The organism is Syntrophorhabdaceae bacterium, assembly GCA_036504895.1.
Classification (GTDB): Bacteria; Desulfobacterota; Syntrophorhabdia; order Syntrophorhabdales; family Syntrophorhabdaceae; genus PNOM01.
The window spans coordinates 1-13302 of the sequence record DASXUJ010000001.1 but is presented as its reverse complement, the minus strand read 5'-3'; the positions used below and the strand labels follow the sequence as shown (position 1 = coordinate 13302).

Annotated in this window: 7 protein-coding genes; 6 read left to right on the top strand and 1 reads right to left on the bottom strand. The window is 54.1% G+C overall.

What is annotated here, in order from left to right; genetic code table 11:
- Window positions 1–295 precede the first annotated feature (295 nt).
- Genes kaiC through VGJ94_00020 form a run of 4 tightly spaced genes read left to right on the top strand, consistent with a single transcriptional unit; the run spans window position 296 to window position 4390 of the window.
- Window positions 296–2011, top strand: coding sequence for a circadian clock protein KaiC (gene kaiC, locus VGJ94_00035; GenBank protein ID HEY3274979.1), 1716 nt, complete (start codon window positions 296–298; stop codon window positions 2009–2011).
- The gene (locus tag VGJ94_00030) at window positions 2008–2343 is read left to right on the top strand and encodes a circadian clock KaiB family protein (GenBank protein ID HEY3274978.1); all 336 of its coding nucleotides are present in this window, start codon (window positions 2008–2010) and stop codon (window positions 2341–2343) included. The genes kaiC and VGJ94_00030 overlap by 4 nt, the downstream gene beginning before the upstream one ends.
- The gene (locus VGJ94_00025; GenBank protein ID HEY3274977.1) at window positions 2340–2708 is read left to right on the top strand and encodes a circadian clock KaiB family protein; all 369 of its coding nucleotides are present in this window, start codon (window positions 2340–2342) and stop codon (window positions 2706–2708) included. The genes VGJ94_00030 and VGJ94_00025 overlap by 4 nt, the downstream gene beginning before the upstream one ends.
- Window positions 2705–4390, top strand: coding sequence for an ATP-binding protein (locus VGJ94_00020; protein HEY3274976.1), 1686 nt, complete (start codon window positions 2705–2707; stop codon window positions 4388–4390). The genes VGJ94_00025 and VGJ94_00020 overlap by 4 nt, the downstream gene beginning before the upstream one ends.
- A 436-nt stretch (window positions 4391–4826) precedes the next feature.
- On the opposite strand, the gene VGJ94_00015 is transcribed toward VGJ94_00020, so the two are convergent.
- Window positions 4827–8195, bottom strand: coding sequence for a PAS domain S-box protein (locus VGJ94_00015; GenBank protein HEY3274975.1), 3369 nt, complete (start codon window positions 8193–8195; stop codon window positions 4827–4829).
- Window positions 8196–8507: 312 nt separating this feature from the next.
- Between VGJ94_00015 and VGJ94_00010 the strand changes: the two genes are divergently transcribed.
- Both VGJ94_00010 and VGJ94_00005 read left to right on the top strand, forming a co-directional pair.
- The gene (locus VGJ94_00010) at window positions 8508–12050 is read left to right on the top strand and encodes a PAS domain S-box protein (protein HEY3274974.1); all 3543 of its coding nucleotides are present in this window, start codon (window positions 8508–8510) and stop codon (window positions 12048–12050) included.
- Window positions 12051–12764: a glutamine amidotransferase gene (locus tag VGJ94_00005; protein ID HEY3274973.1), complete on the top strand. Its 714-nt coding sequence runs from the start codon at window positions 12051–12053 to the stop codon at window positions 12762–12764. It begins immediately after the preceding gene.
- The last annotated feature ends 538 nt before the right edge of the window (window positions 12765–13302 follow it).

The window sequence follows — 13302 nt, the reverse complement described above, 5'->3', positions numbered from 1 at the left end:
TAATCCGTGTAGTAAAAACGATGACACTGGTCGCGTACAAAAGCGTTACAAAATAATTGTCTGTTCTGCTACAGAGAGGAGAACATGTTTCGTTGTACTTAATAAAGGCGATCTCCTTTGTTCGGTTGAGAGAGACAATCACCATAGATATTCATTCAAGCCAGGAAAGGCCTGTCCTCTTCCAATCGACCTCATAAGTCTTTTCCTGACCGATGTCATAGAAATCCGTTTTTGGATGATTTTCTTTTCCGTTCCATTTTATGGATTTTTCAAGCTAACACGAGGGGGCTAAACCATGCCACGTAGAAAACCAGCACCAGACGACTTCACGCTGAAGAAATGTCCCACAGGAATCCAGGGCCTCGACGAGATTACCCTGGGCGGAATCCCGAAGGGCCGTCCTACCCTTGTTACAGGGGGCGCAGGCTCCGGCAAGACCCTCATTGCCCTTGAGTTTCTCGTCAAGGGTGCAACCTTATATGACGAACCGGGCGTCTTCATGGCTTTCGAGGAGACAGGGGAGGAGCTTACCGCAAACGTTTCCTCTCTGGGCTTCAATCTCGACGCACTGACAAAGGAGAAGAAGCTCGCCCTCGACTACGTCTACATAGAAAGGTCGGAGATCGAAGAAACGGGGGAGTACGACCTGGAAGGCCTTTTCATTCGATTGAGCCATGCCATCGATTCCATCAACGCAAAACGGGTGGTCCTCGATACCCTTGAGGTCCTCTTCTCCTCCCTTCCGAACGAAGGTATCTTGAGGGCGGAGCTTCGGCGCCTCTTCCGCTGGCTCAAGAAAAAAGGCGTCACCGCCATCGTTACGGGGGAGCGGGGCCTGAACACCTTCACCCGCTACGGTCTCGAAGAATACGTGGCGGACTGCGTGATCCTTCTCGATCACCGGGTCACCGAACAGGTATCGACGCGCCGCTTGAGGGTGGTTAAATATCGTGGATCATGCCATGGCACCAACGAGTACCCGTTTCTCATCGACAAAGACGGCATCTCCATTCTCCCCATCACCTCTTTAGGCCTCAACTCGGAGGCGCCATTGAAAAGAGTTTCTACCGGCATCCCCCGCCTCGATGCCATGTTCGAGGGCAAGGGCTACTACAGGGGCTCAAGCGTCCTCATCTCCGGCAGGGCAGGGACAGGAAAATCAACCATGGCAGCCCAGTTCGCGGAAGGGACATGCAAGAGAAAAGAACGGGCCCTTTATCTGGCCTTTGAAGAATCGCCGAACCAGATCGTAAGGAATATGCGCTCCGCCGGGATAGATCTCAAACCATGCATAGACAGCAAGAACCTCATCATTCGCTCCGAGAGGCCTACACTACTAGGGCTTGAGATGCACCTCCTCCAGATGACGAAACTGGTCGATGAGTTTAAGCCCCATATCGTAGTCATGGACCCGATCACGAACCTCATCTCCGTCGCGGCCCAGACAGACGTGAAATCAATGCTCACCCGCTTTGTAGATTTTCTGAAGGCGAAGCAGGTCACGTCCTTATTTACGAGCCTCACCTCTCCCGGAACCAGCCTCGAACAGAGCGACGTCAGCGTCTCCTCCCTCATGGATACCTGGATAGTACTCAAGGACATCGAGGGCCAGGGAGAACGCAACCGCGGGCTCACTATCATCAAGTCAAGGGGAATGGCACACTCGAATCAGTTCAGGGAATTTAAGCTTACCGCTCACGGCCTCATGCTGGAAGATGTCTATCTCGGAGCTTCGGGCGCCCTGACCGGGGCAGCCCGTCAGGCCCAGGTCGCAGAAGAACAAGTCATGGGACTTGCCCGCACCGAGGAGATCGAACGGCTCAACCGTCAGATCGAGCGAAAACGCGCGGTCCTTGAGTCGCAGTTGACGGTATACCGCTCGGAATTTGAGGAGGCCGAAGAAGAGATAAGGAAGCACATAGCCGAGGTAGCAGCCCGGACCCAGGCGGCAGCCGGGCAGCGTATCCAGGCGGCCGATTCACGGAAGGCAGACGAGGCGACAATAGGATGAAAAACTCAAAACCGAAAGAAGCTGAAGAAAGCAGGGATTTCTGGCAGCTTAGACTCTATGTTGCGGGACAGACTCCGAAGTCGCTTGCTGCCTTTGCTAACCTCAAAAAGATCTGTGACGAGCACCTTTCAGGCAAGTACCGGATAGAGATAATCGATCTTATTGAAAATCCAACGCTGGCGGCGGGTGATCAGATCCTCGCTATCCCCACTCTCGTGAGGAAACTTCCCGAGCCGGTAAGGAAGATCATCGGGGACCTCTCCAATGCCGAGAGGGTTTTGGTCGGTCTTGACCTTCGGCCCGTTCCAGGGGAAGAAAGGAGGAAGGCATGACAAGAAAGGTTCGGGACCAGATAGAGGTTTTTGAGGAAGCCCTCAGGAACTCTGGCGAGAAGAAGTACGTGCTCCGCCTCTATGTGGCCGGCGCCACGTCCAAGTCGACGGAGGCCATCCTCAATATCAAGAAGGTCTGTGAAGAACACCTTAGGGACCGCTATGAACTCCAGGTGATCGATATTTACCAGCAGCCGGTCCTTGCCAAGGGCGAGCAAATCGTCGCAGTCCCCACGCTGGTCAGGAAGCTGCCGCCGCCGCTCCGCAAGTTTATCGGCAGCATGCATGACATGGACCGAATTCTTGTGGGCCTCGATCTCAAACCCAAAAATGACCTTACGCCGAAATCTCAAGGGAAGTCATGACAGTGCGCGAGAAGGGACAAAAAGTAACCCCTGGGAAGAGCAGGACGAACCGGCAGTTTGAGGCCGAAGTGGAGGCATTGCGGGTACGCCTTGGGGAGGCCGAGGAGACCCTCCGGGCAATCAGGAATCATGAGATCGACGCACTCGTCGTTGACGGACCCGAGGGGCAACAGGTGTTCACACTCCAGGGCGCCGAACACCCGTACCGCGTCCTTGTCGAGGCGATGTCCGAGGGTGCCCTTATAGTGGGAATCGACGGCACGATCCTTTACTGCAACGATCAGTTCACAGAGATGCTCAACACATCGCACGACACGATTACGGGAGCGTCCTTTCACGAAATTTTGCCATCTGAGGAGTGGGGGGCGTTCAAGGCTTCCCTTGGTACATGTGGAAAGGAAGGCTGCCGGGGTGAGTACCATCTCGCCGCCTTTGGAGAGCGGGAGATACCGGTCCTTATCTCTGCCCGCCGTCTCCTGCTCCCGGACGTGGAGGGCTTCTGTGTTGTTGCCACCGACCTGACAGGGCAACACGCGCTCGAACAGCAGGTCCAGCAGGTACAGAAGATGGAAGCTATCGGCACCCTCGCAGGGGGGATCGCGCACGATTTTAACAATATGCTTGCCGTTATCATCGGTTTTACCGAGATGGCAATCGATGATAACGGGTCGCACGAATCCGGCGTGGACCGTAGCCTCAAGCATGTTCTGAAAGCCGCATTCAGAGGGAGGGATCTTGTGAAGCAGATCCTTGCGTTCAGCCGGAAAAGCCATCCGGAGGTCGTCCCTTTGCGGTTAACTCCCCTCATCAGGGATACGGTTAAATTCCTCAGGGCGTCACTCCCCGCCACCGTGAAGATTGATGTAAAGATAAAAAGCAAATCGGATACCGTTCTTGCCGATCCGTCCCAGATGCAGCAGGTGGTAATGAACCTGTGCACCAACGCCGGCTTCGCCATGCGGGACAAGGGGGGAAGACTCACCATAAGCCTAAGCGATGCCCATTCCACTCCGCCTGCCGGACTAGAGCCCCGGCCCTGTGCGCTTCTCAGCATAAAAGACACGGGCACGGGCATGGAACCCTATGTAATAAAAAAAATCTTCGAGCCCTTCTTCACCACAAAGGAGCGGGGGCAAGGCACAGGTATGGGGCTTGCGGTCGCGTACGGCATCATAAAAAGCCTTGAGGGGGAGATCACCGTGGAGAGCACACCGGGAAAAGGCTCCACCTTCAACGTATTCATTCCACAAGCCGAACCATTCGTTGAATCGGAAGAACTCGCCCAAGGCGAAATCCCTCGCGGGAAGGGACTCATCCTCTTCGTCGATGACGACGAGGCCCTTGTGGAGTGGGGCCGGGAGACCTTGCTGCGGCTCGGGTACGAAGTAGTCGGGGTCGCAGAGAGCCGTGAAGCCCTGTCCTTATTCCTCCATAATCCCCTCAGCTTTGATGTGGTCATTACCGATTATACCATGCCGGTAATGACGGGATTCGCCCTCGCAAAGGAACTCTTGAAGGTGCGGCCCGATATTCCGATTATTCTCTATACGGGGCACAACGATAATGCATCGCCGGAGAAAGCGAAGATGGTGGGGATCAAGGAATTCCTGATGAAACCGCTCGCCAAACGTGTGCTGGCAGAGACAGTACGCCGGGTGCTGAATCCAAACAAGGGAGAGTAAAGGGACGTCCGAAAAGTCTGCATTTGGCCAGTTCTGACGCGAACCATATAAGTTGCAGTAGAGGCGGGGTGCCACATTTCATTCCGTTATTCACAACTGCCTATCGAAGCCCAGATACACGATTTGCAGGTGAAGTCGCTACATCACAAAATCCATGATTCATAATTTAAGCCTGAGAAAGCAGGATTGAACGGGGGGAAACTTCCGAAGATGGATGGGGGGTTAGAAGTGAAAACTCCATCTGCGGCACCCTGACTGCGCTCGCAGTGCACCTATCTGGAGCTTACTCCAAATATCGTCCACTTGTAAATCGAGGCCTCATCATTAAACCCCCTTCGACGCATCGCAACCTCTACGCCCGTGCGTAATGCCGAAGAGAGCAAAGTTCCCGCCGGCGATCCATTGAATAAAATTAATACGCCTTACCCTGCCAATTCTACCTATCTAAGACTTCCCTCACCTTCTTCAATAGCTCGTTCGGCGCCAGGGGCTTGGAGATATAGTTCAGGGCTTCGTCGTGGATGCCTTTGATCAGGACCACGTCGCCCGTGTAGCCGCTGGTGAAAAGGACTTTTACATCGGGTCTTGCCTTGGCTATCTCTTCATAGACTTCCCGGCCGTTTTTCCTTGGCATCACTACATCCAGGAGGAGAAGGACGATTTCGTCCTTATGCTCCCGAAACTGCCTTACTGCATCCTCTCCGTCCGTTGCCTCTATCACTGTGTAGCCCTTGCTCGTGAGCACTTCCTTTGCCAGTATCCTTACCTGGTCGTTATCTTCAGCCACCAGTATCGTCTCGTGGCCGCCTTTTACCTCCTCGGGGGGCTGCTCAGCCTGCATGGCCCGGGTCTTTATTATGGGGAGGTAAATATCGAACCTGGTTCCCTTGTCCGGCTCGCTCGTCACCGTAATATAGCCGTTGTGCTGGGAAATGATGCCGTAGACCAGGGAGAGTCCGAGACCCGTGCCCTTTCCCACTTCTTTCGTGGTAAAGAAAGGTTCGAAGATCTTTTCCCGCGTCTGCTGGTCCATACCTATTCCCGTGTCGGATACGGAGACGCGGGCATACCCTCCCGGTTGTCCGAACCCGTGGAGCTGCACGAAGCTGTCATCGAGCTCAATCGATTTCGTTTCAATCACGAGTTTTCCCCCGCCCGGCATGGCGTCCCGCGCATTGGTCGCGAGGTTTATGAGCACCTGGTCTATCTGTGTTACATCGGCCCTGACGGTCATGTCGGAATCGGCACATACCACGGTAAATTCTATATCTTCGGTGAGGAGCCTCTTCAGCAGTTTTTCCGCTTCCCAGATGATTTCATTTATCTTTCTTGGTTTTGGCTCTATTACCTGCTTCCTGCTGAAGGCGAGAAGGCTTTGGGTGAGAACGGCCGCCTTGTGGGAAGAGGAGAGGATCTGGTCCACATAGGATTTTTTCGGATCCCCGTCCATCCCCATCCGCAGAAGACTGCCGTAACCGATGATCGCGGTGAGGATATTGTTGAAATCGTGGGCCACTCCGCCTGCAAGGGTACCGATGGCTTCCATCTTCTGGGCCTGGCGAAGCTGCGATTCGAGGCGCCCTTTTTCCTCCCATGCCCGTGTGCTCTGGGTAATGTCGTTGGCAAAAATGGCGATCCTGACGACTGCCCTGTCCGTGTTAAACACAGGGTAAACGAAGTGGTCGAAAATCTTTCCGTTCATCGAATCGGTAAAACGAACCGGCTCACCCGTGGCGGCCGCTTTTTCATAATGATCTTTTCTTGACTCTACCACATCGGCAGCGAAGTGGTCGTATATCCGGGTGCCGATAAGGGTGCGAACGGTTTTACCCAGCCTGTGGGCCACAACCTCGTTCGCCACGAGTACCGTGCCCGAAGTATCGATCATCAATAAAGTCTCGCGGGTTGCATTGATCAGCGCCCGCAACGTCTCTTCGCTCTCCCTCAGCGTTTCTTCGCCTTCCTTTCTGGCAGTGATATCCTCCACGGTGCCTTCATAATAGGCCACCTCTCCCGTTGCGCTCTTCACGGCCCGGGCATTCATCGATATCAGGAGCTTATCGCCGCCTTTCCTGTAGATCTGGGTCTCGAATCGTTCCACAAATCCCTGCGTGCCGAAAAGGACCTTCAGGCGGTTCCTATCCTCCGGGTTCACGTACTGCTGTTTTTCGATGTCGGTGACGGCCCCGATCATCTCCTCGGGCGAACTATACCCGTACATGCGGGCAAGGGCCGGGTTCATATTCAAATACCGCCCCTCGGGCGTGGTCTGGAATATGCCCTCGACGGCGTTTTCGAAGATGCTGCGGTACTTTTCTTCGCTTTCCCTGAGCTTCTCGGCCGCCGTGTGGCTTTCGGTGATGTCCTTTCCCAGCACCGATATGGCAATTATCTCGCCGGCGCGGTGGACCGCATTCAGGGAAAGAAGGAATATCTTTGGGTTTCCCTTTGCCCTGTATTCCGTCTGGAACCTTCCCTCCGCGAGTGCCCGCCGGTAAAATCCCCGCCACGTCTCCAGTCTTTCAGCGGGACAGACCTCTTCAAGCGCCGTCCCGGTGTGGATTTCGATGCCGCGGGTACCGAGAAAATATTCCTTTATGGAAGTGTTAAATGTGAGGAAACCGAAACGGTCCGGGTCCACCGACCAGATCCAGTCGTCGGTGCTTTCCGTAATGGCCGATAGATTTGCCTGTGAGCTGAGAAATGCTTCGTCCGCCTGACGGCGCGCCCATTCTTTATGCTCCAGTTGATCGGCCATTTCATCAAATGCCTCCGCGAGGCGTCCTAACTCGTCTTTGCCGGGTGGAAGCCCGGTTCTGGCGGTGAGATCTCCCCGGCCCAGCCTCACCGAGGCGGCCACGAGGGCGTCGAGTCTTTTTGCAATGGCCGCTTTGCCCACGATCAACGCGATGGCCACGGCCATAAGAAAAGCCATTGCGAGAAAGGCAAGGTTATGGTAGAGAAGCCCTCTTGCCCCGGCCAATGCCTGTTTTTCAGAGATTGCCACACTGATAAAAAGATAGGGTATGGTATCTTCTCTCAGGCTGAACCGCCTGTACGCGACCAGGCGCTTACCCGAGCCGGTGAAGCGGGCAAAGGTTCCCTCCTCGGGCCCCTGGGTCATCCGTGCAATTCTCTCGGCGCTATCGGCCGTTCCCGTCAGGCCGGGGGAGTCAGGATAGGTGAGTAACTTTATCCCCTTATGGTCCGTCACAATAAGATCGGAGCCCTCCGGCATCTTCGCTTTTGTGAAAAGCCTGCCGTAACCGGTAAGGTCGATACCCGCAACCACGACCGCCTTGATTCTTCCTTTCCCGTCGAGGGTGGGGTATGCAAAATGAAGCTCCGGCTTTCTGAATGTCATTCCTATGACATATTCCCCTACAGAAAAATCCTTTGTGGTGAGAAGATCCTGAAAATATTTCCTGTGCCGTACATTGTGAGATGTAAAGGGTAGACCCGCGGCTATCATATTACCTTCGGGATCGGTAATAAAGAGATTGCCGTACACCGGGTTCTGGATGAGCAGTTTTTGAAGGATTTTATTGCAGGCAGCCAAATTTGCGTGCTGTACCTCGGGTAATTGAGAGACCGTGATGAGGAGCTGTCGCGTACTCTCTTCCACGAGCTGATGCTCCGCCGCCAGTCCATTGAGCACTGCCAGGACTTCGTGTTCGGCCTCCCGGATTGCCTCCCGCTGGATTACCATACCCGAATAGAGGATTATGCCCAGGGCGGGTAAAATGGAGATAAGGACGATAATAAGGAGTTGGGTCTTAATCGATTTAAAAGACGGAAGCCCCAATTATACCTCCTCTCAAAGGGATTGTCATGGTGATATATTAAGCAAAAGCCGTGCCACCGGTCGCGGAGTTCTTCCGGGAAACAGATATTTCAGTTAATCAGGTGAATACTGACTTTATCGGAGAGGCACCTAAACATATCAGATCAATTATGCGATAATAGATAGGTGTAGCGCACGCCCGATGAGTAACCTGGCTCTATCAAGGGGCGGAGGCAATAGGTGGCCATGGCGCCATTTGCCTTTTCGCATCCGGGAGATTGTCATTTCCGCCTTAATGCGCGTTATCTCAATTCCAATGCAAAAGGGGACGTGATGGATGACCCTTCAACCACATACCCGGGGCTTATGAGCGAGATGGATGCCCTGAAGCAGCGGATTCAGGAACTCGAGCAGTCGGAGGCAGAACTGAAGGCCCGCGAGAACCTCTATCGCGTGCTTTTTGAAGACTCACCCTATGGGTGCGTGGTTATCGATCCCCTTACCGCGGCCATCGTGGAGTTTAACGAAGCGGCACACCGCCAGCTCGGCTACTCGCGAGCGGAGTTCGCCGGGTTGACCGTTCATGACGTTGAAATTATCGAAAGCCCGGAGCAAACACGCAGACATATCGAGAATGTCATGTACCGGGGCCGGGATGATTTTCAAACCCTTCACCGTACCCGGCAGGGCGAAATCAGAAAGGTCCATGTCACTGCTCAAAAGTCGGAGGTCTCCGGCCGTACCGTCTATCATTGTGTCTGGACTGATATTACCGAGCGCACGGGGTTGGAGGAAGAGCTTCTCATCAGCACGAATCGTCTGTCGAGAGCCGAGATCATTTCCCGCTGTGGAAATTGGGAATTTAATTTCGAATTAAACCTGATTTTTGCATCGGAGGGGGCTCGCAACATCTACGGAATCACCGGTCGGGATTGGACGATTCACGAAGTGCAGAAGATACCCCTTCCCGAATACCGGGAAATGCTCAATGAGGCACTCCGGAGACTCATCAGCGAAAACCGCCCCTACAACGTGAAATTTAAAATAAAGCGGCCTGACACGGGGGAGATCGTCTATATCCATTCCGTGGCGGAATATGACCGCGAGAGAAACGTGGCTTTCGGAGTGATCCGGGATATTACGGAATATAAGCGGACCGAGGATGCCCTCTCCGAATCGGAGGCCAAGTACCGTACCCTCATCGAGAATTCACTCGCAGGTGTCTACATCTTTCAGGATGACCGGTTTCGCTTCGTCAATAACAGGTTCTGTGAAATCCTCGGCTACACATGCGAAGAACTGGCCGATACACTGGATTCCCTCGATATCCTGGAACCTGCGACAAAACTGATTATCAGGGAATGTATCGCAAAATTCCTGGAAGGAGAAACGGAAAATATCAGCCTCATCCAGAGGGCTGTCAGGAAAGACGGGGCAGCCATTGTGGTGAGCGTCCTCGGGAGACCCATGATGTACGGGGGCCGCCCCGCCGTCTCCGGAACCGCATACGATATCACGGAGCATGAAGAGGCGGAGGAACAGGTGCGGCAGAAGACCGCCTTACTTGAAGCGCAGGTGAACGCGTCTCTGGATGGAATTCTTGTCACCCACAAGGGAAGAAAGATCCTCCAAAATCGGCAGATGGAGGACCTCTTCAGAATTCCGCCTGATATCGCCGAGAGTGATGACCGCAATGCGCAGATAGAGTGGGAAAAGGGGCTCCTCAAAAACCCCGACAAGTTTATGGAGAAAATCGACTATATCGAAGCCCATCCCAACGAAACGCTCAGGGATGAGCTCGAGTTTAAGGACGGGACAGTACTCGACAGGTTCGGGAGTCCCATTATCGGTAAAGACGGGACAGACTATGGGCGGATTTGGACATTCCGCGATATCACCGGGCGCAAGAAATCGGAGGAGGCCCTGCTTGCCAGTCGCGTTCAGTTGTCGGAGGCGATGGACCTCGCCCACATCGTGTATTGGGAATTCGACAGTGCGGCACAGACATTCATCTTCAACGATCCCTTCTACGCCTTTTACGGCACCACCTCCGGGCAGGAAGGGGGATACCGGATGACCACGGAAGAGTACGCCCGGCGGTTCGTGCATCCTGACGACATTCCACGTTACACCCGTTTCGTGGAGGAAAATACCCTGAGACCGGACCCCGCATCGGTGATTATCGCCCACCGTATAATCCGTCGCGACGGGCAGGTGCGCCACATCATGGCACGATCGAGGATCGTCATGGATGATCTGGGCCGCATCGTGAAGAGATATGGCGCGAACCAGGATGTCACGGAATATAAGGATATGGAAAAAGCGGTCCGGGAGAGCGGGGAGCAGTTCAGGAAAATATTCGAAAGAAGTCCTCTCGGTATGGTCACCGCCGGTATCGACCTCCGGCTCATTCGGGCAAATGCAGCCTTTTGCAAAATGCTGGGGTACACGGAACAGGAGTTGGCATCACTCACCTTCAAAGATATTACCCATCCTGAACACCTGGCCGATGATGCCTCCCACGTGAAGGAGCTAATCACGGGAAAGTCTGCTCTTTATCGGACGGAAAAACGATATATCAGAAAGGACGGGGGCATTGTATGGGGGTCCTCAACGGTCACTCTCATGCGGGACAGCGACGGCCGGTTCATGTATTCCCTTATCACCGTCGAGGACGTAACTCATAGAAAGGAATCGGAAAAAGAGCAGGCGCGCCTGGAAACACAGCTCCAACAGGCTCAGAAGATGGAGGCTATCGGCACCCTAGCGGGAGGCGTTGCCCATGATTTCAATAATATTCTCACCGTGATCACGGGTTACGGCGCCATGCTGAAAATGGATCTGGCACAGAATGACCCCTTAAGAACTTATGTGGACTCTATACTCTCTTCAGCGGAGAAGGCGGCCCACCTCACCCGCAGCCTTTTGTCCTTCAGCAGGCAGCAACCTATCCGTCTCAGCCACCTCAATTTAAACGAATGCCTCCGTTCTGCGGAAAAACTGCTGATGCGGCTTCTGACCGAAAATATCGCGATCAAGACGGTTTTGACTGCCGAAGAAATCACCATCATGGCTGATCCCGTCCAGATCGACCAGATAATTTTGAATATGGCCACTAACGCCCGGGATGCGATGCCGAAGGGCGGTGTGCTGACCATGGAGACAAAGATCGTGGAGCTGGACGATCAATTCCGGCGCTTTCACGGCTATGGCGAACCAGGCAGGTATATCCTCCTCTCTCTTTCGGATACAGGCGTGGGCATGGATGAGGCGACACGGGAAAGAATCTTCGATCCTTTTTTCACTACCAAGGAGACGGGAAAAGGAACAGGCCTCGGGCTGTCGACGGTCTATGGGATCGTGCGCCAGCACAATGGCTATATCACCGTGTATAGCGAGCCGAATTTAGGTACGAGCTTTCATATTTATCTTCCCATGGTGAGCAAAGCCGTTGAAGAAGAAAGGAAAGAGCCCGCCCCTGTCCGGGGTGGAAATGAGACCATTCTGGTCGCGGAAGATAATGAATCCGTGCGATCCCTGATCTGCAGGATATTGGGCGAATACGGTTACACGACGATCGAGGCAGGCGATGGGGAGGAGGCGGTGGAGCAGTTCGGAAAGATGAGGAAGATAGATCTCCTCGTCTTCGATTCCGTAATGCCGAAAAAGAGCGGACGGGAAGCCTATGACGAGATACGCCGCATGAAACCCGGTGTGAAGGTGCTCTTTACCAGCGGTTATACGAGGGACGTGATCCTCGATAAAGGCGTGGAAGACAAGAAGTTCGAATTCGTCCCAAAACCCATCTCACCGGGCACCCTCCTGCAAAAGGTGAGGGAGATGCTCGACGAACAGGGGCCGGATGAGCGGGAGTAGATGAAAAATAGAGTGATTATCAAAACCGGCTCGACCTTCCCCGACATCGCCTCTCACGCCGGGGATTTCGAAAACTGGATCATTGCCGGCACCGGCCAGGAGAGGCATAGTTTTACCGTAATCGATGTGACCCGGGCCGAACCCCTGCCTTCAGTCACCGACTTTTCAGGAGTCATTATCACAGGATCTCATTCCATGATTACGGACTGCTCCGACTGGGGCGAGAAGACCGGTTCATGGCTTCGGGAAATAGCCTCATCAGGCATGCCCGCCCTCGGCATCTGCTACGGCCATCAACTCCTCGCCCATGCATTCGGCGGTAAAGCCGGCCACAATCCCATGGGCCGGGAATTCGGCACAGTGGAGCTGACCCTCCGCGAATCCGCCGCCACGGACCCGCTCTTCGCCGGCCTGCCGTCCCTCATAAAAGCCCACGCATGCCACACCCAGTCCGTCCTCACCCTCCCCCCGGGCGCAACGCTCCTCGCATCGAGCCCCCTCGACCCCCACCAGGCATTCAGGATAGGCAGCTCCACCTGGGGAGTCCAGTTCCACCCTGAATTCGATGAGGCCACAGTAAGGGAGTATATAAAACGACACCGCGACATGCTGCGAGAAGAAGGAAAGGAGCCGGACGCACTGATAAAGACAGTCGAACCGACCCCTCATGCCGCATCGCTATTGAAACGGTTTATTGAATTTGCCGGACGGTGAATGTAAAAAGAAGACCAGATCCAATCACTTCGTCAATCGAAGAATCAAAAAACGAAAGTCATATAGGTATGCGGTTGGACATATGGGGAGGAAATTCGATCTACGGCACTCTCCTGCGCTCGCTCCCTCAACGTACAGATGTACGCCTCCGGGTGCGACGTTCGTAGCGCACCACATCTGGAGTTTCCTCCAAATATTATCGTCCCCTTGTGAATCGGAAAGAGGCCACATCATTAAACCCCCTTCGACGCATCGCAACCTCTACGCCCGTGCGTAATGCCGAAGAGATCAAAGTTCCCGCCGGCAATCCATTGAATAAAAACAATAGTTGCCGGCTGCGCTGGCCGGCGAATCGGAGGGGATGGCTCAGATTCGGTGTCTGGCGAGCATTTGAGGGCGGAGCCGTAGAACGTGTGAAATAATCCCTCCATTCCCCTCTTTTCCCTGGACCCTCTTCACGCCATGTGGTACAATAAGCCTGTAAATACAGTCACTTGAGAGGGTTTACGTGGACAATGAAACACTCTTCCCCTGCAGT